The sequence below is a fragment of the Segatella buccae ATCC 33574 genome (assembly GCF_000184945.1).
Taxonomy (GTDB): Bacteria; Bacteroidota; Bacteroidia; order Bacteroidales; family Bacteroidaceae; genus Prevotella; species Prevotella buccae.
On sequence record NZ_GL586311.1, the window covers coordinates 1 to 19,929 of the forward strand.

Below are 19,929 nucleotides of genomic sequence, written 5' to 3' on the forward strand. Positions count from 1 at the left end.
AAAGAAAAGAAAAAGACATGCCGAGTGACCAAGAAGGATGTTCGACAACTAAGGGCAGGAAAAAGAGGTATTTTGCAATGCCATATTCCCACAGATGCAAAAGCAAGGAGAACATGCTACCCTCCTGCTTATGGCTGATGTACATTTATCGTCTCCCTATATGGGCTATCTCAAGATACAATCAGGCAGATAATGACACCGAGGCGATCTGTTTTCAAGTATTTTTCTTACTTTTGCAACATCAACAACAAATCAAAAAGGAACTGCCAAATGAAAAAGACAATCCACCTGCTGCTGTGCCTGCTTCTGGCCACGCCCGTAGCTGCACAACGAATGCAAAACACAAAAAGCGCACAGACAACATTCCTGCACCCATGGGCAGGCAAACGAGTGGCCTATTTCGGAGATTCCATCACCGATCCTCAAAACAGAGGATCAAAAAAGAAGTATTGGAATTTCTTGCAAGAACTGCTAAACATCACACCATACGTATATGGAAAAAGTGGCCGACAGTGGAACGACATTCCCCGACAGGCCGAGCAACTGAAACAAGAGCACGGCACTGACTTTGATGCCATTGTCATTTTTATGGGCACCAATGACTACAACAATGCCGTGCCCATAGGAGAATGGTTTGAAGAGACGGAAGACTCTGTCGTAGCCGCACGCGACACCCGATGGGCCAAACGGAAATACTTGCGAAAGAAGCGAACGCCCGCGATGGATGCTGACACCTACCGGGGGCGCATCAACATTGCACTAAGTCGCCTGAAGACAATGTATCCCACCAAACAAATAGTACTGCTCACGCCGATACACCGCGCCCTCTTCTACGGCAACGAGCACAACATACAGCCGTCGGAGGAATATCAGAATGCCGTCGGAATCTACTTTGACCGGTATGTGGAAAGCGTAAAAGAGGCAGGAAACATCTGGGCCGTTCCCGTGATAGACCTCCATGCCGACTCGGGGCTCTATCCGCTCAGTGATGAAGGGGCAACCTTATTCCACGACTCTGCAAAAGACCGTCTTCACCCCAATGATGCCGGGCACAGCAGAATGGCACAGACACTCTACTATCGGTTAGCCGCCCTGCCGTGTAGTTTTTAGCCTCGGTGGTCAGCGCACCACAGTGGCCTTGACAATGCGGATATCCTCACGCGGGCGGTCATGCTCGTCGGTATCAGCCCACTGTATCTGTTTGACCACTTCCAATCCCTCCGTCACCTCACCAAACACAGTATATTGTCCATCAAGATGCGGCGTGCCACCTATTTTATTATAAGCTTCTCGCAAGGCCGACGACATTTTCACCGTTTCACTGGTGGCCTTATCAAGCCGTCGCTGCTGCGTGTCGAGTTCCAAATCGGTGAAACGCTTGCCATAGACAATATAGAACTGCGAACCCGACGACTTGCGTTCAGGATTGGTATCATCGCCTTCTCTGGCAGCCGCCAATGCACCACGCTTATGCCAATGCTCAGGCCAACGAATCTCAGCCGGAATCTTTTCGCCCTCCGAGTGGTTGCCCAACACTTCACCGGTATGGGCTTCACGGCTCTTGGGATCGCCGGTCTGAATCATGAAATTAGCTATGACGCGATGAAACAACATCCCGTCATAAAATCCGGCACGCACAAGTTTCAGAAAATTGTCACGGTGCAACGGGGTGTCATTATAAAGTTTCACCCGGATATTGCCCATCGTCGTGGCCAGCAACACTTCATGGCAAACTGTGTCGGCTGCCGATTGGGCACCAGCCGATGACAGCAGACTCATCAAAAAAATGGTCAAAAAGAGTTTCTTAAATAGCATCGTTTTTTCCTTTTAAAACCTAAATCAGCCCTTAATATTGTTCTATTTTTCCCTAAAAATGCTAAAATTTAAAATATTAAAGATTAGGCAGGCGTTTTTACTTTGTCATTAACGATAAAAAAATTACTTTTGCATAAAGTTAACCGCACACAGCAATGTGAAAGCAAATTTTCATTGCGCTTATGTGCATTACTTTTATATCAAAATCAAACAAGGTTGAACGAAAGACTATTTTGATGAGAAAAATAATCACCTTTGTCATGCTTGCCGGTACCATACTGCCAGCCTGCGCCCAGCAGCGCGTACTCAGTTTGGACAGTTGCAGGGCCATGGCTTTGCGCAACAACAAGCAGCTAAACATATCGAGGCTCCAGCAGTCGGTAGCCCTCAATGTGCGCAAAGCTGCCCGCACCAAATATCTACCAAAGGTAGATGCCCTCGGTGGCTACGAGTACTTCAGCAAAGAGGTGTCCATCCTGAATAATTCGCAGAAATCGGCATTGGGCAATTTGGGCAGCACGCTGGTGGGCCATGCTTCCACGGGCCTTTCCAGCCTCGTCACCTCTCTCACCCAACAGGGCCTCATCACTCCACAGATGGCCCAACAGATAGGCAGTTACGCCAACCAACTGGGCGCATCGGCAGCCCAGACGGGCAATGCCATAGGACAAGATATCGCCGGTGCCTTCCGCACCGACACTCGAAACATCTGGAGTGGAGCCGTGGTGGTGCGCCAACCTGTATTCATGGGTGGAGCCATATTGGCCATGAACAGGATAGCCGATATCGGTGAAGATCTGGCCAAAAACGACATTGACCTAAAGCAGCAAACCACCTTATATGATATAGACCAGACCTATTGGCTTGTGGTCTCGCTGCGACAAAAATACAAGTTAGCCACAAGCTATCGCGACTTGGTGAGGCAATTCAATTCCAACGTACACAAGATGATACGTGAAGGGGTGGCAACCCGGGCCGACGGACTGAAAGTAGACGTGCGGGCCAATGAGGCCGACATGCAAGTGACACAAGTGGAAGACGGTCTTACGCTTTCCAAAATGCTGCTCTGCCAACTCTGCGGACTACCCCTCGAAGGAGACATTGTGCTCGAAGACGAGGACAAGACCGGCCTCAACACAACCATAGACCACACGGAACCGGCAATCACCGACTCCTCGACCAACGAGCGGCCAGAGCTGCGTATGCTGCAAAACACCATAGATATCAGCGAACAGACCACCCGCCTTGTGCGTGCCGCCTACCTGCCCCACGTACTGCTCACAGGCGGTTATGCGGTATCCAATCCCAATGTCTTCAATGGATTCGAGCGCAAGTTTGCCGGAGTATGGAACGTAGGGCTCACGGTGCAGATACCTGTATGGAACTGGTTTGAGGGTACTTACAAAATACGTGCCACCAAAGCCGCTACCAACATCGCACAAATGGAGCTGGGGGATGCCCGCGAAAAGATACAGTTGCAAATCACTCAAAGCCAATTCAAGGTGAAAGAAGCCCGAAAACGACTCAACATGGCCTGCGAAAACACGCGTAGTGCGGAAGAGAACCTGCGTTGTGCCAACCTCGGATTCAAGGAAGGTGTGATGAATACCACCGATGTAATGGCCGCCCAAACTGCATGGCAACAGGCACAAAGCCAGAAGATCGACGCTGAAATCGAAGTGCGCCTGTCGCTCGTCGGACTGACCAAGGCACTCGGCCGCCTTAGAGCAGAAAACTAAAACCAATATGCATCAATAATCAAAACACATCAAGCAATGTCAGCAAAATCACAACATAACAACATTCTTTTAGCCATCATCGGATTTGCAGCCGTCGTTGTGACGGTAGGTGTCATTGGATTTTTTGTCTTTGGACAAGACGACGAGACCATCCAAGGCGAAGTGGAAGTATCCGAATACCGCGTATCTTGCAAACTCCCGGGGCGCATAGTGGAACTACGGGCCAAGGAGGGCGACTATGTGCATGTGGGCGACACACTCGCCATACTCCAGATTCCGGAGATAGACGCGCAAAAGAAAGTAGCCCTTGCCGCCGGAGAAGCCACCGAAGCCCTCAAAGATCTCACCGATGCCGGAGCTCGGAAAGAGCAGATACAGGCGGCCTACCAACTTTGGCAGCAGGCCATTGCGGCCAGCGAGATCGCCCGCAAGACTTATACTCGTATGCAAAACCTCTACAACGAAGGAGTGGTGACGGGCCAGAAACGCGACGAAGCCTTTGCTGCTTTCAAGGCCACAGAAGCACAAGTGAAAGCGGCACAAAGCCAATATGACATGGCGAGAAACGGTGCCCGAGAGCAGGAAAAGCGTATCGCCTCCAAAAACTCGCAAGCAGCCAAAAGCGCTGTGGAAGTGGTCAACTCACTACTGAAAGAAACCGTACAGGTGTCGCAGGTAGAAGGGGAAGTGAGCAACGTTTATCCCAAAGTGGGCGAACTCGTAGGCTTGGGTTCCCCCATTATGAGTATCTCCATCATGAGTGACCTTTGGGGCACATTCAATGTACGCGAAGATCTGCTCCACGGGCTTAAAGTGGGCGACACCTTCACCGCGTTCGTACCGGCCTTCAACAAACAAATCAAGTTGAAAGTGTACTATATCAAGGACGAAGGCAGTTATGCCGTGTGGAAAGCCACCAAATCTGCCGGACAATACGACCTCAAGACCTTTGAAGTGAAAGCCCGCCCCACAGGCAAGACGGAAGGGCTACGCCCGGGAATGTCACTGATTGTGGAAAAGAAGTAAGCCCAAACACTTCAAGGAACCGTCAAGGCCCATGCTCAAAAGAATCTATCAAATAGCCCTCCGGGAATGCGGCATCATGTGGAAGAATCCCATCTACGGATTCTGCATGGTGGTGTTCCCCCTCGTTGTGGTCATCTTTTTCACTTCGCTGATGAATGAAGGACTGCCCACAGACATGCCGGTGGGCATCGTGGATCAGGACAACACGCCCACTACCCGACAGATGGTGCGCACGCTCGATGCCTTCCAGACAAGCCATGTCGTGGCATACTACCCCACTGTAAACGAAGCCAGACACGCCATCCAGCGCAACGAGATATATGCCTTCCTCTACATTCCCAAGGGAACCACTGCCGGACTGATGAACGCCTCGCAACCCAAGATTTCATTCTATTACAGCAGTGTGTCGCTCGTGGCAGGCTCCATGCTCTTCCGCGACCTCAAAACCGTCTCCACCCTCGGCTCAGCCTCCGTAGGCATGGCCAAACTCTCGATGTTCGGCAAAACATCCGACGAGATAAAAACCTTTCTCCAGCCCATCGCCATAGACCTGCACATGATAGGCAATCCGTGGGCCAATTACAACATCTATCTCAGTGCCATAATGGTGCCGGGCGTGCTGATGCTTTTCATCTTCCTCATCACCCCCTACTCTATTGGCACCGAACTCAAGTTCAGACGCTCGCGCGAATGGATGATGCTGGCCGGAGGCAATCCCCATGTGGCTCTCATCGGCAAGCTGTTGCCACAGACGCTGATATTCCTCACCATCTTCTACCTGTTCGAGTTTTACGTGTTTGGCATATTGAACTTCCCCCATCCCGGAGGCGTGGGTGTCATATTACTCCTCGGACTGCTCGCAGTGCTTTCAGCCCAGGGTTTCGGCGTGTTTGCCTTCGGACTCATGCCTTCCCTCCGCATGTCAATGAGCGTGTGTTCGTTGTGGGCGGTAGTGAGTTTCTCCGCTTGCGGCGCCACTTATCCGGCCTTTGCCATGAGCCCCTTTATTGAGGCCGTCGCCCACCTCTTCCCCCTACGCCACTATTACATGTTATACCAAATAGTCCTCTTCAACGGCTTCCCCCTCACCAACGCATGGTTCTATATCATGGCTTTGGTGGCCTTTACTGCATTGCCCATCTTTGTGGTGTGGAACATCAAGCGGGCCATGCTCATCTATGTCTACATACCTTGACCCCGGTCTCCTCCGACAGACGGCAACCAACGGGGGAGCAGACCGGGTAGAGAAAGAAACAACGTTCATTCAGAAAAGCAGTTTACAGCTATGTCCGAAAATACGGAAGAACAATACAACAAGCCCATCACCCCTGAATCCGACCAACCGGCTATGCCAGCGGGAAAAGACAACGAGCGACTCCACCAGCACATCTGGCAGGGGGTAAAAGACATGTGCTACATCTGGGCAAAGGAAATGCGTTCCACCGTTACAGACGAAGGAGTACTCATCTTCTTTCTCCTCGTGCCGCTTTTCTACCCTCTCCTCTATTCTTGGATTTACAATAACGAGGTAGTGCGTGACGTGCCTGTAGCCATTGTCGACATGAGCCACAGCAACGAGAGCCGCCGTTTCATCCGCATGTTCGATGCCGGAGCCGACACCAAAGTGGCCTATTATTGCACCAATCTCAACGAAGCCCGCTCACTCGTGGGCAAACAAGCTGTGCATGGCGTACTTTACTTCCCGTCCGATTTTTCCACCCGCCTCAACAAAGGCGAACAGACACACGTGGGTGTCTATTGCGACATGAGCCTCATGCTCACCTATAAGGCCATCTATCAGACGGCACAAGCCGTGGCCAGCGACATCAATGCCGGCATACAAATAGCCCAATCCAAAGGTTTCACCGACCGCGATGACGAAATAACTGCCAAACCGCTCGACTTCGACGAAGTGCAGATATTCAACTCCACCGGCGGCTATGGCAACGCCGTCATTCCCGGTGTGTTGATGCTCATCCTCCAACAGACGCTCCTCCTCGGCATCGGATTGGCAGCCGGTACGGCCCGCGAGAATAACCGCTATCAAGACCTCGTGCCCGTTTCGCGCCACTACAACGGCATCTTCCGCATCGTGTTGGGCAAGTCGATGTGCTATTTCATGATTTACACCGTGCTCGCAGCCTACCTCACACTCATCGTGCCACGCATGTTCCACTTCACGGTCATGGCCTCCCCACAAGCCCTATTAGGACTGATGACTCCCTTCCTGTTGGCCTGCATCTTTTTTGGCATGACCATGTCGTGTATCGTGCGCTATCGCGAAAACGTGATGCTTCTCGTGGTGTTCACTTCCGTCCCCCTGCTCTTCATGACCGGCATCTCATGGCCTCAAAGCAATATTCCCGACATTTGGCAAGGTGTGGCTTGGCTTTTCCCTTCCACTTTCGGTGTGCGCGGATTCCTGCGTGTGAGCAGTATGGGAGCCACACTGGCTGACATCCGGCAAGAATACCAGGCTCTATGGATACAAGTGCTGTGCTACTTCTTCCTCACATGCCTCGTCTATCGCTACCAGATAATCAGCACCCGCCGCCGCGCCCATAGGCATTGGGAAAGGGTGAAAAACAAAGCACAAGCCGCCAAGGCCAAAAAACAATAACACTTCGTATCTCCTAATCACTTTACGGGCCTGTTCGCGGTCAACGGACAGGCCCGTGAAGTAATGTGCCCACAAGGTGGCAAAAAGCCCTCCTACTACAAATCAGCGCGAAGAGGCATGCCTAAGCAGAGCACAGAGCCGCGACTCATCAACGGTGATGATGGTGCCATGCTTATGGCCGGCAGGCAGACTGATGCGATAGTCGGCAGGTGTAAAGTGGAGGAAATCGCGCGTGGATACTGCTCCGAAACGGCCTTCACGGTAGGCATCGTAATAGATGAGATACTCCTCGCCCACCTTGACAACACAAGGCCCTTCGGAATAGGTGGGGGCAAAACGGGCGGAAGGATGGTCAAAAGGTCCGTTCGGTGAATGACCGAACACACAGAAAAGGTTGCTGAAGCCCGGTTTGCGGTTGTCTTTAAGAATGAAAATATAGTCGCCGGGGGCTCGTTTCACAAGAAATCCATCAATGCAGTTAAATCCCGGGTCGTAATAAGGCTTCACCTTGGAAAATGTGCGAAAGTCTTTAGTGGTGAGATAGTACATTCGCTGGGCATTGTTGATGCCCAGCGAATCGGCAGCCGTGTAGCGGCTGCGAGGCAAGGCCGATGACCAAAAGACAAAAAAACTATCGAGTTGTTCATCATAGAAGACCTCCGGAGCCCATACATTATTGGTAATCGAATCCGTCATCACAGGTATGCGCCTTTGTTCGCTCCAATGGATGAGATCGCGCGAAGAGGCATAGCCAAAGGCCTTTTCCCCCTCCCAAGCAAGTGTCCACACCAAATGGAAAGTACCATCGGGCCCTTGCACGATGGAAGGGTCGCGCATGATAGGGTGCGGATAAAACTTCGGTTCCACCCACCGTTGCTCGGCATGACTGTAGAAAAGACCGTCATTACCTATCTCCGGGCGTAAAATGATGCCGGGAATGCTGTCCCAATGCAGTCCGTCACGACTGTAAAGCAGACGGAGCCCATCAAGGGCCGGCTCGCGGAAGCCGGCGAAAAGATAGACTTTTCCGGACGATTTGGAGGGCACTCCGGCTTGGGGACAAGGCCGACCACACTTGTTGGGACAAGCGGTTTGTGCCCCGACAGCCACAGACAGCAGGGATGAAACGAGCAAAAACAAGAAAAACTTCTTCATCGCACTATTCGGTTTACAGATATGCAATGAAGACGCACGAGCAGTGGTTTTGTCACCGCTCAAAGGTCGAAAAAGCAAGTGACTCCGTCTTCAACTCCCTGCAGGGGAATCGAAAGGAAAAGTTCAGAAAGCTTCCGAGGTGAGAATGGTTTCGGCCACATCGGCAGGGTCGTTGAAAATCATGCCCTCAGCCAGTTCGTCGTCGCTAAAGTCGGCGAGCATGGTGAGCACCTCACTTTCCGTCAACTTCGTTTTTCCTTCAGCCACTGCCTGCAAGAGCAGCGTTTCCACTTGAGATCGATATTCTTCTATATCCATTGTCAGATAGTTGTATTGTCAGAATCAAGAGTTGCAGAGACTTTCAAGTTCTCTTTCCATCTCCTCTCTCCCCCTCCGGATAATCTCCTCCCCTTTGTCGAAGTCGAAGAGTCCGAAGCTGTTCATGGGCAACTCCACACAGATGTCGGGCGGAGTGAGCCGCAGGGCCATCCGGGTGTTGTTCTGTATGGAGAGCCGTGCGATGCGCAAAGCCATATTCATGTAATTTTCCGAAAAATCGGTCTTGAGGAACGACAGCCGTGAGCGCAATGTGCGCTCGGCCTCACTCGGTGCTTCTACAGGTTGTTTGAGATAGGCTGTGAAAGGTTCATCGTCGGGCGCACTCACGTTGACAGCCACCAGCAAATCGCCCTCATGGCGCACCACCCGGTCGAGCGGTAACGTGTTGTGTACACTCCCATCCACATAGATGTGTCCGTCCTCGCTCACCGGTTTGAACACACAGGGGATGGAGATGGAACTGCGAATGGCTGTAGACAGCCGTCCCGAGCGGAACACATGCTCACGCCCGCCCACCACATCGGTGGCACAACAGCAGAAAGGGATGGGCAAGTCTTCTATCATGACATCACCGATAAGCGAATTGATGAGTTGCATGAGATGACGGCCACTGGCAATATGGTCAAGCCCGAGCGACACATCCATGATGGAGACCATCTGCTTGCGGTCGAGATTGAGGATGCGGCATTTGAGTTCATCAAGCTGTCCGGCAGCATAGAGACCGCCAACAAGTGCCCCCATCGACGTACCGGCCACCGAAGTGATGTGGTAACCGCGCTCCTCAAGCACCTCTATTGCTCCGATATGGGCAATGCCACGGGCTCCGCCGCCGCCCAGCACAAGGGCCACGTCTTTACCCCGATGCTTGCCGGGAAACATACCTCTGATTGCTTCGATTATCTTTTTCATCGCGTCACTCTCAGCCTTACGGTCTCACAAAATTAGGAGTAAGGTGAGACAAATATACAAAGAAAAACGGAATTAGGGACCGAAGATGAGGAAGAATCATCTTTTTTTCGTATTTTTGCAGCAATCACTTCCATTCATGTCCATACCCATGAGAATATCGAAAATCAAATATTTCTTCAGTTTCGGAATGTGGAGAATGCAACCGGGCAACCATTCCACTCCCCTGCGTGTGGCGGCCGACCTGCTGCGCAAGGTGTATCTCTCGCTGCGCTTCTTTATCGGGCGGGGACACACCGACTACGCTCCGTCACTCAGTTTCAGCACCCTGCTTGCCATTGTCCCCGTGGTGGCGGCTGTCTTTGCCATTGCCAAGGGATTCGGTCTGGCCGGATATATCGAACAATGGCTGCACAAGGCGTTGACGAGTCAGCCACAGGTGGTAGACTGGATCATCCAACTCTCCAACTCTTACCTCGACCATGCCAAAACGGGCGTGGTGATAGGCATAGGCATCTTGGTGATGCTCTACAGTGTGATGTCGCTCATCTACAACATCGAGTCGGCCTTCGACGACATTTGGCAAGTGAAGGAGAAACGCTCCTGGAATCGCGTGCTGCTCGACTATACCTCTATGCTCTTTCTCGCACCTGTCGTGCTCATCCTCATCTCGGGGGCCAACATCTTTGTCTACGGGGTCGTGGACAGTTTGCAAGGCTACCTGCTGCTGGGCAGAATCACCCGACTGCTCATCAAAGTATCGCCACTGGTGCTCACATCGGCTTTCTTCACGCTGCTCTATGTGTTCATGCCCAACACCCGGGTGCGCTTCCGCAGTGCCGTGGGACCGGGCATTCTCGCCGGTGTAGCCATGACACTACTGCAACTGTTCTACGTTCATAGCCAGCTATTCCTGTCGAGCTACAGTGCCATCTACGGTTCTTTTGCTGCCCTACCCCTCTTCATGCTGTGGCTACTCATCTCGTGGTACATCTGCCTGTTCTGTGCCGAACTGTGCTACACCAACCAAAATCTGGACTACTACACCTATCTCGTAAACACGAACGACATCAGCCAGCACAACCGGCTACTCATGGCAGCCGTGGTGATGGGGCACGTGTGCCGTCGATTTGCTGTAGGCGGTAAGCCTCACACGGCCCGCTCGCTAAAAGTGGCCACGGGCTATCCCATGCGTGTGGTGGCCGATTTGTTGGACGAGCTATGCCGGACGAACCTGCTCACCGTGAGCATGGGCCCCGACGGACAACGACAACCTTACTACCAACCGGCTGCAACACTGACCACAATGACCTTGGGAAGACTCACCAAAGAACTCGAAAACGCCCAGCAGGGTAACCTCAGACGTATGGACATAGAGCCCGAAAAGCAACTGGCTGCGGAGATACGCACACAAATTGACCGCTCACGGGGCGACTATCTGAAGGCACTTGACGGCGTGATGCTGAAAGACCTGCTCCCTCCGGAGCAGTAGTGGGGCCGGGGGCCCGCCTGTCCCTACCTATGACAACACACACAACGGGGAGACCTGCTTGCCATCGCAAGCGTGTCTCCCCGCTGTCGGTATTCGCCCGTTTCGCGTTATTTCACGCGCTTGAGGTCGTAGTTGAGTTTTGAAGCAGCCTCCTCGAGTTCGTCATTGACCATACGCAAGGTAGAGTCGTTCACAACGAGGAAGTATTCGGCATCGTTATCACCGAGCACAAACTTGTATGCAGTTTTCTTGGTGCCATCCACTTCTTTCTCGATTTTCTCGGCCTTGCCGGTGAAGCTTTCAGCCTTGTCCTTGCCGTTTTCGGCTTCAAGGTAAGTACGGGTCATGCTGAAACCATTGGTGGTATCGTTGGCCAGTGCCACTTCGTAGCGGATGCCCGGGCCGTCGGCTGCAGGCACTTCACCCTGAAAGCGCAATGAATCCATCGTCTCCGTAGAATCTACATTATCCATAGCTTCTGCGGTCTTACCCTTCTGTTGACAAGCAGTCATGGCTGCACAAGCAACCAACATCAATAATACTTTTTTCATAATTCTCTTTGTTTGGTTTATTATGGGCGCAAAGATAGAAAAGCTTTGCGACATAAGAACATAGTTGAGCGTTAAAAAACAATAAACAGGAAAAAACATAACCTGAAAACGACTGTATAAACAGTCCCAAAACGTTGTCTTCCAGCAATTAAGAAATCAAAAGCAACAAACGGCCAATCATCTTTCAAGGAAAAGGACAAACAAGCAGACGGGCCGGAAAGTTTACCGTCTATGGTCATGCCCCCGTTTTAAAGAACTTCCAGACCACCGGCTATCAACCTGCCATCCCGCCTACCTTTACCTGCCCGGCTGCTCCTCACTGTGCATTCACGCAATGCTCGCACTCAGCCTCACACAGGTCTTTGCGCCTGCAATAACGTTCGCACTGGATGGTGATGTCGTAACCAAGCAATGCTCCGAGAATAAAATCCTCTTCCGGGGTAAGGGCGCTTAATGGTCTCTTTACCAGATGCTGGATAGTGTCCATACAGGCCTTACGCCCGAAAAAGAGATTTATCCTGTCGTTGCCCACAGGCTGAACCAGATAGTCGATGCCCTGACTCTCGAGTTTCTTGATGGCTAAAGATTCATATCGCTTGTGAAAGGTGTAGAGCACCATTTGCCTCACACCTTTCTTATATTGATAGATCTGTTCGGAGAGCACACGGATGTCGGCCGGTATGAATTCAGTCTGCTGCATACATGTCATCATTTGGAGGGCTCAGAAGCCGGAGGCTGAGGTGCAGATACCCTTTCTCACAGCCGGAAAAAGCTTCTCCTCTCATGGAGAGGGAATCCCATCTTCATGCCTTTCGACACCTTCGCTCCTTCGCCCGTTGCAGAACCAGTAACGGTTCTTCTATAAGTGGTTAAGTGTTTACAGTTCGCTCTTGAAGCTATCGAGCCATGCGTCGATACGCTCGTCGGTCTTGTCGTCTTCGTTCACCTCGTCAAGAGCCAAACCAACGAATTTGCCATCCACCACAGCTTCGGAATCGTCGTAGGTGTAACCATCGGTGGACACGGCACCAACAAACTTCACACCCTTGTCGGCCAAGCCATTGTAGATTTCAGCCATGCCGCCGCAGAAAGTATCGGAATAGCTCTCGGCATCACCGCAACCGAAGATGGCCACCGTCTTGCCGTTGAGATCGGCACCCTGAAGGGTCTTGAGACCGTCATACCAGTCGTCCTGCAACTCGCCTGCCCCCCAAGTGGATGTACCCAGCAACAGGTTTTGGCAATCGGCCACGTCTTCAGCTTTCAAGTTAGCCACATCGATGATGGCATCATCGCTCAGCCCGAGTTTGGCACCGATTCTTTTTGCAATATCCTCACACGTTCCGGTGGAAGATCCGTAGATAACACATGTCTTGTTCATAATTTCGTTTTTTTTAAAGTGATAGTTATAATTGTGGTTGCAAAGATAACACATCTCACAGAAACCTGCAATACCTAAAAATGATGGTATAGCCACTCACCATAAATGATGAGCGCCCAACAAGCCCTCCCTCTGCCAACAGAAAGGCAAAATACAAAATACAAGAAAAAACGCTCCTTGAGATACAACCTATCAGAAAAAATGTTATCTTTATAGCGATCAAAGACTAAATGACATGAGAATATGAAAGGGGATTTTCTTAGACTATACGCTTTATGGGCCACGCTGCTGGTGTGCGCGACGATGACGGGCCAGCAGCTGAGAGAGGTGAGTGGTGTGGTGCGTGATGCGCAAACGGGCCACCGGCTGGCGGCCGTGAGTGTGTCGGCCGACCGGGGCGGAGCGGGCACAGTGACCAACGATGAGGGGGAGTTTGTCATCAAAGTGCCTCACGAGACCACAACGCTTTCCTTCCGCCATTTGGGTTATGCCACTGAACGGGCTCTACCGACCGGCGGCACGGTCAAAGTAAAAATGCGGCCGGAAGCTATCATGCTGAGCGAAATCGTCGTGGGCTCACCCCTTGATTTGCTTAGGGCTGCCATCAAGAAGATTCCACAAAATTATCCGGCACAACCTAATCTGATGCGGTGCTTTTATCGCGAAACCACTCGCCGGGGCCATCGCTACATCTATGTGGCCGAAGCCGTGGCGGAACTTTACAAATCGGCCTACACACAGGGGATTGCGGCCGATCGCGTGGCCATCGTCAAAGGGCGGAGACTGGTGAGTCCGAAACAGACCGACACGCTTGGGGCCAAGATTCAGGGCGGGCCCACAATGCCTATTTATTGCGATGTGGTGAAAAATCGCGACTACCTACTTTCGGAGCAGGAGATGGCACTCTACTCTTTTGCCATGGAGCTGCCCACGCACATTGACGGACGGCCGCAGATAGTCATCTCTTTCCACCCCAACAGCGTGATGCCCTACGCACTGTTCACAGGCCGCTACTTCATCGACCGCGAATCGCTGTCGCTCACGCGCATGGAGATTTCGCTCGACACGAGCGACAGACAGAAGGCTACAGCTTTCATGTTGCACAGTAAACCGGCAGGCGTGCGCTTCAAGCCGCGCGAACTCATCATCGAGGTGAATTACCGCACGGAGAACGGTTGCACACGCATGAGTTATGTGCGCAACTCATTCCAATTCAAATGCGACTGGAAACGCCGTCTCTTCTCCTCTCCCTACACGGTGGTTTCAGAGATGGTGGTCACCTCGGTTGACTCTACTGATGTGCGGCCCATTCGCGGCCGCAACTCTTTCAGCAGCCATGACTCCTACTACGACCATAAAGAATATTTCCGCGACGATACTTTCTGGGGTGATTACAACATCATCGCACCCACCGAACGGTTGGAAAACGCTATCAACAAACTGGTCAAGAAGAACGAATAAATCGTCCCTTCAGAATGTCCGGCTTTTTCGCATCACATTTGCATTGAATCCTCTTTTTTAGTATCTTTGCACCAGCAAGGGAAGCACACACGTGTTTCCCTTCTTTATTCTCTAATGCCACTACCGGTTTCCCAACTCTGAAATGGTGTGACACTCGTCCCAAACAGCATTGTAAAAGAGGCCGTTCGAGGTTGTCGTTCGGGCTCTTTCACCTTTTGAGTGTGGCTCTTTCGCATCACCGTCCGGGCCAAACTGCATTGAGAAGTCATTTTTCTGAACAGTTCAAAAGGCTATTGTCATTTTTCCAAACATTCTCTTGCAACTTGCATGTCAGGCTTTTTCACAACCTCGGTAAGTTTCGTACTATACCGGAAAACCGCCAACAAGGCAGTATTAAAGAGAAAAACAAAAAAAATGGAAACCGTGCAAAACGCTCGGTTTCCATTTCCAAATATAGTATGTCGGACAATGCCCGCAACATGATCAGTCAAGCCACTTCACATAGCAGAAGTCCATACGATGAGGCAGCTCCTTGTTCTTGGGATACATGCGCACACAAGAACGGAATGCACCGGCCTCGTCGGGTTCCACTTCGGCCTGGAATGTGAAGTTGTTGCCCTCACGGCCCACTACCTTAAACTCATGCACGGAATAGATCTCGTGATCGTCTTCGCTATGGTCGTTCTTGAGTGTCACCAGTTCAAGGCCCACTGCATCATCGAGCCCCTGCTCGTCAATGACATAAGTCACTTTATATTTCATACCGGTTTCACCGCCGTTATCAAGCAAACCTGCATCCTTGGACACCACATGTATAGCATCCCAACGCTCGGCTACTGTCTCCTTCCAAAGAGCTATCTCCTTGGCCAGACGGTTATCCGAGGCAGCGAGTTTCTTGAAGCGGGTGGCCTGACGGATGTAGAACTTGTCGTAATAGTCGTCGAGCTGGCGCTTCATCGTGTAGTGGGGGGCAATGGTGGCAATCGAGTTCTTCACCACCTTGAGCCAGTCTGCGCTGTAGCCCTTCTTGTTCTTGGCATAGTAGAGCGGAATAATCTCGTTTTCAAGCATCCCATAGATGGTGGCCGCATCAAGCTGGTCTTGATACCCTTGATTCTCGTAGGTGCGCTTCTGAGGCAGAGCCCAGCCGGCACCCTTGCGATAGCCTTCCACCCACCAGCCGTCGAGCACGGAGAGATTGACCACACCATTCATCTCGGCTTTCTCACCGGATGTACCGCTGGCTTCAAGCGGACGGGTCGGGGTGTTCATCCAAATATCTACACCAGACACCAGACGACGGGCAAGCTGCATATCGTAGTCTTCAAGGAAGATAATCTTGCCGAGGAACTCAGGCCGCTGGCTGATCTCGAAGATCTTCTTGATGAGTCCCTGACCGGCACCATCAGCGGGATGGGCCTTGCCGGAGAAGAAGAAGAGCACGGGATGCTCGGGGTCGTTGACAATCTTAGCCAAACGATCGATGTCGGTAAAGAGCAGATGGGCACGCTTGTAGGTGGCAAACCGACGACAGAAACCAATCATCAGAGCATTGGGGTTGATGCGTTCAAGCAGCGAAACCACACGTGAGGGGTCACCTTGATTCTTGAGCCAGTTTTCCGTAAACTTCTCGCGGATATAGTCGACGAGTTTCTTCTTCAACGCCATGCGGGTGTTCCAGATTTCCTCATCGGCCACATTGTAGATGCCGTGCCAGATGTTTTCGTTACTCTGGTCGCTCATAAACAAGGCATCGAAATACTTATCGTAAACCTTGCGCCACTCCGTAGCAGTCCATGTGGGGAAATGTACGCCATTGGTCACATAGCCTACGTGATTCTCCTCTGGATAATAGCCACGCCAAATGGGTGCAAACATCTTCTGACTCACCCACCCATGGAGCTTGCTCACACCATTGACTTCTTGACAGGTATTGCAGGCAAAGGTTGACATACAGAAACGCTCTCCGTGGTCGTCTGGATTCTGGCGTCCCATACCGATAAACTCGTCCCAAGAGATGCCGAGTTTGGCAGGATAACCGCCCATGTACTTGCCGAAAAGGGCTTCATCGAAATAGTCATGACCGGCCGGAACGGGAGTGTGGACGGTGTAGAGCGAAGAGGCTTTCACGAGTTCGAGCGACTGATTGAAAGTGAGCCCGGAATCGATGTAATCACATAAGCGTTGGAGATTGCACAAAGCGGCATGGCCTTCGTTGCAGTGATAAATTTGCTTAGTGATGCCGAGCTTCTTCAAGGCAAGAATACCGCCAATACCGAGCAAGATCTCTTGCTTCAGACGATTCTCCCAGTCACCGCCATAAAGGCTGTGGGTGATGGGCTTGTCAAACTCGGAATTCATTTCGTTGTCGGTATCAAGGAGGTAGAGTTTGATGCGCCCCACATTCACCTGCCATATATAGGCATGCACCTGATAGTTCATGTAAGGCACGTCGACAACCATAGGATTGCCCTGCTCGTCAAGCACGCGCTCGATAGGCAGCGAATTGAAGTTCTGTGCCTCATATTTGGCTATCTGCTGACCGTCCATGCTGAGCGACTGTGTGAAGTAGCCGTAACGATAGAGGAAACCTACGGCGCAAAAGTCGACATTGCTGTCGGAAGCCTCTTTCAGATAGTCGCCGGCAAGCATACCCAGACCACCGGAATAGATTTTCAGCACCTGATTGAGGCCATACTCCATGCAGAAGTAAGCCACGCTGGGACGTTTGCTGTCGGGCTTCACATCCATGTACTTGCGGAACTTGGCGTATACGTCTTTCACGCACTTCATGGTAGCCTTGTCCTTCACAATGGCCTCCTTGCGTTCGTAGCTAAGACGCTCGAGCAGCAACACAGGGTTGTGCCCCACCTTCTCATAAAGGTCGGCATCAAGGCTCATAAACATGTTGCGTGCTTCGTAGTTCCACGCCCACCACATGTTATGTGCCAACTCATCAAGACATTTCAGTTCCTCTGGGAGTCTTGATTTGATCGCCAGTTCTTTCCATTGCGGAGCATTGGCATAATCAGCTTTAATTTTCATAACTTTTGATACTAAAATATTCTATTTTTACTAAATCAGTTCATTCTCGTTGCTGCCCTCCGCAAAGCGAAATCATAGGCATCGTAATAATTTTTGATGAAGTCACTCCATAGTGCCTTCTTGGACAGCTTCTCGGCATTGCTTCGGGCTTTCTTCACCTCGGCATCGCTGAAGGCCGAATACTTGGCGACGGTATCCTTGATGGCATCAGCCACTTCCGAATAGTTATAGTCGGTGCGGTGGATGACCTTCACCCCGTCTTCTATCTCGCTGTAACCTCCTTTCACACTATTGGCCCAAAGTCCGAAACCGGCAAGGTCGGTCGTGATGCAAGGCACCTTGAAAGCAATCGACTCAAGTGGTGTGTAGCCCCACGGCTCATAGTAGGAAGGATAGATGCAGAGGTCGTTACCCAACACCACATCATAGTATGACATCTTCATGATGCCGTCTTCGTCTGTCAGGTAACAAGGCATGAAGATCAATTTCACGCGGGAGGCTACCTCATTACGCATATCAAGATACTTCAACATGCTCAAAACATTGTCCTGACTCATGTTGTGTAACCAGTGGGTGATCTCCGGCACAGCAAGCGGAGTGCCATATTTCAACCCACTATCCAACCGTTCCTGCAAGTCTTGGCGCGGTTCTCCCACCCAACCGGGCACTTCTATAAAAGCGATGACATTCTTCTTCAAGTTACCGTCTCGCTTCAACCGGTTCATGGCTTCAATATAGACATCCACTCCCTTGTTTCTAAATTCATAACGTCCACTGGTTGATACAAGCAACGTGTCATCACCAAAATCTGTGCCCATTAGGGCATTGGCCACTTTCAACAGGCGTTCGCGAGCCAATTTACGTTTTTTGATAAACAAGCTGCCTTTGGGCACAAAATTGTTTTCGAAGCCATTGGGCAACACAAAATCAACCGGTTTGTCAAGCAATTCTTTGCATTCGTTGGCCGTAATATCGCTCACCGTAGTGAAACAATCTACATTCCAAGCCGTCTGTTTCTCAATGGAGTGCTTGCTTTGCATGTTCAATTCACCGGCCATCTGGTCACCATTGTAGGCAAAAAGATAGTCGTAAAGCGGCTTGTTATTGCCGGCAATGCTGCGACCGATGCTTGTGGCATGGGTTGTAAAGATTGTAGCTATTTGGGGAACGGCATGACGAATGTACAGCAGACCAAGTCCTGTCATCCACTCATTGCCATGATAGATCACACGCTTGTCTGCACCAAGATAATAGTTGTAGAAACTTTCCACAACTTTCCCCGCTGCGTAAGAAAACATCGAGGCTTCGTCATAATCGCCATAAGCATGGAGACTATCCACTTGAAAGAGTTCCCAGAACTCACCATAAATCTCGTTTTTATGAGCATAAAAAGGAGAAAAATCGACTAACAGTGAAATAGGCTGACCGGGGACATCCCATCTGCCGGTCTTGACAACAAGTCCTTCCTTTGCTGCTTTGATTTTCCAATCGGCAAAGAGACTATCGTCTTCCTTAAAGTAGGGACATGCTTTGTCACCCCAACAATCCGGACCTATAAACAATATCCGATCCGTCATCGCATCTTGCAGAACCTTTGCTCTGGTGGACAAAACCGTATATATCCCCCCTACTTTGTTACAAACTTCCCAACTGGATTCAAAAATGTAATCCGGGAATAACTTTTCTTTAACCATAAAAACACTTAAACCACGGCAAAGATAATATAAAAATAACAAAACACCAACTTTATACAACTTAAAATACGAAAAACCAGCAATTTATTGATGTAAAAAAATTATCTTTGCAATAACAAAAAGATTTAATGATATGTACAAGTTGATATTAAGCATTTTATCCATTGCTCTTTCACTAACTGCTCATGCACAAAGCCTCCAAGATTCAACCATCTATAAAGGCTATTTATACAACAGTGAATATGAAGTCTATCTGAACATCGACTTCTATAACAATTTGGCCATTCCCAACCAAGAGGTCTACGGGAAATTACCCGGTTACTTTGGCGACATCCATGATGGGCGTAAATGGCTTATTGTTTCAGCAAAAATCATCCCCCCCTCTAAAAAAAAGCTATCTGCCAACACCTCTACTTTTCAAGCCTCCCTTGATATCATCAATGATTATGGCAGCGAAGACCTCACCGCCACCTTAACTTATAATAGCATCGATAAGACTTATATCCTAACTCAAATTCAAGGCAGTAATATCAAAATAGCCCGTAATCGGAAATGGATTAAAATGCCAAAAATTCTGGCATTCAAACGCCAATAATGACATCTATTAGTTATCTACCAACTTCACCTATCCTCTCTTCCGCTGTTTACTTGATATTCCGCTATTAAGTTTTTCTCATTTTTCCTGTCATGCCGTCATTTTTGCCT

17 protein-coding genes are annotated in these 19,929 nt (G+C 50.5%); 8 read left to right on the top strand and 9 right to left on the bottom strand.

All coding sequences use genetic code 11. The features are described 5' to 3' along the window. Positions 1-270 precede the first annotated feature (270 nt). On the top strand, positions 271-1,110 hold the full coding sequence (locus HMPREF6485_RS00005; RefSeq protein ID WP_004343909.1) for an SGNH/GDSL hydrolase family protein: 840 nt from the start codon (positions 271-273) through the stop codon (positions 1,108-1,110). Positions 1,111-1,119: 9 nt separating this feature from the next. Here the strand turns inward: HMPREF6485_RS00005 and HMPREF6485_RS00010 are convergent, their stop codons facing one another. Continuing rightward, positions 1,120-1,815, bottom strand: coding sequence for a peptidylprolyl isomerase (locus tag HMPREF6485_RS00010; RefSeq protein ID WP_004343910.1), 696 nt, complete (start codon positions 1,813-1,815; stop codon positions 1,120-1,122). Between the two features lie 236 nt (positions 1,816-2,051). On the opposite strand from HMPREF6485_RS00010, the gene HMPREF6485_RS00015 reads away from it, so the two are divergent. The 4 genes from HMPREF6485_RS00015 to HMPREF6485_RS00030 all read left to right on the top strand — a co-directional run bounded on the left by HMPREF6485_RS00015 (position 2,052) and on the right by HMPREF6485_RS00030 (position 7,200). Next, the gene (locus tag HMPREF6485_RS00015) at positions 2,052-3,554 is read left to right on the top strand and encodes a TolC family protein (RefSeq protein ID WP_036927328.1); all 1,503 of its coding nucleotides are present in this window, start codon (positions 2,052-2,054) and stop codon (positions 3,552-3,554) included. Between the two features lie 36 nt (positions 3,555-3,590). Beyond that, positions 3,591-4,580: an HlyD family secretion protein gene (locus tag HMPREF6485_RS00020; RefSeq protein ID WP_004343913.1), complete on the top strand. Its 990-nt coding sequence runs from the start codon at positions 3,591-3,593 to the stop codon at positions 4,578-4,580. 31 nt (positions 4,581-4,611) lie between these two features. After that, positions 4,612-5,775 carry an ABC transporter permease gene (locus tag HMPREF6485_RS00025; protein ID WP_004343495.1) on the top strand — a complete coding sequence of 388 codons (1,164 nt, stop codon included), beginning with the start codon at positions 4,612-4,614 and terminating at the stop codon, positions 5,773-5,775. A gap of 90 nt (positions 5,776-5,865) precedes the next feature. Next, positions 5,866-7,200: an ABC transporter permease gene (locus tag HMPREF6485_RS00030; RefSeq protein WP_004343914.1), complete on the top strand. Its 1,335-nt coding sequence runs from the start codon at positions 5,866-5,868 to the stop codon at positions 7,198-7,200. A 102-nt stretch (positions 7,201-7,302) separates the two neighbouring features. Here the strand turns inward: HMPREF6485_RS00030 and HMPREF6485_RS00035 are convergent, their stop codons facing one another. The 3 genes from HMPREF6485_RS00035 to HMPREF6485_RS00045 form a co-directional block, all read right to left on the bottom strand. After that, a complete protein-coding gene (locus tag HMPREF6485_RS00035; RefSeq protein ID WP_004343915.1) occupies positions 7,303-8,355 on the bottom strand; it encodes a glycoside hydrolase family protein in 1,053 nt (350 codons plus the stop codon). Between the two features lie 123 nt (positions 8,356-8,478). Continuing rightward, a complete protein-coding gene (locus tag HMPREF6485_RS00040) occupies positions 8,479-8,673 on the bottom strand; it encodes a hypothetical protein (protein WP_004343916.1) in 195 nt (64 codons plus the stop codon). Between the two features lie 24 nt (positions 8,674-8,697). Further along, positions 8,698-9,573 carry a patatin-like phospholipase family protein gene (locus HMPREF6485_RS00045; RefSeq protein WP_044126152.1) on the bottom strand — a complete coding sequence of 292 codons (876 nt, stop codon included), beginning with the start codon at positions 9,571-9,573 and terminating at the stop codon, positions 8,698-8,700. Positions 9,574-9,751: 178 nt separating this feature from the next. Between HMPREF6485_RS00045 and HMPREF6485_RS00050 the strand changes: the two genes are divergently transcribed. Next, on the top strand, positions 9,752-11,092 hold the full coding sequence (locus HMPREF6485_RS00050; RefSeq protein WP_044126154.1) for a YihY/virulence factor BrkB family protein: 1,341 nt from the start codon (positions 9,752-9,754) through the stop codon (positions 11,090-11,092). Between the two features lie 107 nt (positions 11,093-11,199). Here the strand turns inward: HMPREF6485_RS00050 and HMPREF6485_RS00055 are convergent, their stop codons facing one another. The 3 genes from HMPREF6485_RS00055 to fldA all read right to left on the bottom strand — a co-directional run bounded on the left by HMPREF6485_RS00055 (position 11,200) and on the right by fldA (position 13,024). Then, positions 11,200-11,643 carry a copper resistance protein NlpE N-terminal domain-containing protein gene (locus tag HMPREF6485_RS00055; RefSeq protein ID WP_004343502.1) on the bottom strand — a complete coding sequence of 148 codons (444 nt, stop codon included), beginning with the start codon at positions 11,641-11,643 and terminating at the stop codon, positions 11,200-11,202. A gap of 316 nt (positions 11,644-11,959) precedes the next feature. Then, positions 11,960-12,343 carry a DUF2023 family protein gene (locus tag HMPREF6485_RS00060; protein ID WP_004343504.1) on the bottom strand — a complete coding sequence of 128 codons (384 nt, stop codon included), beginning with the start codon at positions 12,341-12,343 and terminating at the stop codon, positions 11,960-11,962. Between the two features lie 177 nt (positions 12,344-12,520). Then, positions 12,521-13,024 carry a flavodoxin FldA gene (fldA, locus tag HMPREF6485_RS00065; protein WP_004343506.1) on the bottom strand — a complete coding sequence of 168 codons (504 nt, stop codon included), beginning with the start codon at positions 13,022-13,024 and terminating at the stop codon, positions 12,521-12,523. A 243-nt stretch (positions 13,025-13,267) separates the two neighbouring features. On the opposite strand from fldA, the gene HMPREF6485_RS00070 reads away from it, so the two are divergent. Continuing rightward, positions 13,268-14,485, top strand: a complete 1,218-nt coding sequence (locus HMPREF6485_RS00070) for a carboxypeptidase-like regulatory domain-containing protein (protein ID WP_004343921.1) — start codon at positions 13,268-13,270, stop codon at positions 14,483-14,485. Positions 14,486-14,968: 483 nt separating this feature from the next. Here HMPREF6485_RS00070 and glgP read toward each other — a convergent pair whose 3' ends face one another. Both glgP and HMPREF6485_RS00080 read right to left on the bottom strand, forming a co-directional pair. Continuing rightward, positions 14,969-17,530, bottom strand: a complete 2,562-nt coding sequence (gene glgP / locus HMPREF6485_RS00075; protein ID WP_004343922.1) for an alpha-glucan family phosphorylase — start codon at positions 17,528-17,530, stop codon at positions 14,969-14,971. A 35-nt stretch (positions 17,531-17,565) separates the two neighbouring features. Further along, positions 17,566-19,224, bottom strand: a complete 1,659-nt coding sequence (locus HMPREF6485_RS00080; protein WP_004343923.1) for a glycosyltransferase — start codon at positions 19,222-19,224, stop codon at positions 17,566-17,568. 133 nt (positions 19,225-19,357) lie between these two features. On the opposite strand from HMPREF6485_RS00080, the gene HMPREF6485_RS00085 reads away from it, so the two are divergent. After that, positions 19,358-19,819 (top strand): hypothetical protein, encoded by a 462-nt coding sequence (locus HMPREF6485_RS00085; RefSeq protein WP_004343517.1) that lies wholly within the window; start codon positions 19,358-19,360, stop codon positions 19,817-19,819. The last annotated feature ends 110 nt before the right edge of the window (positions 19,820-19,929 follow it).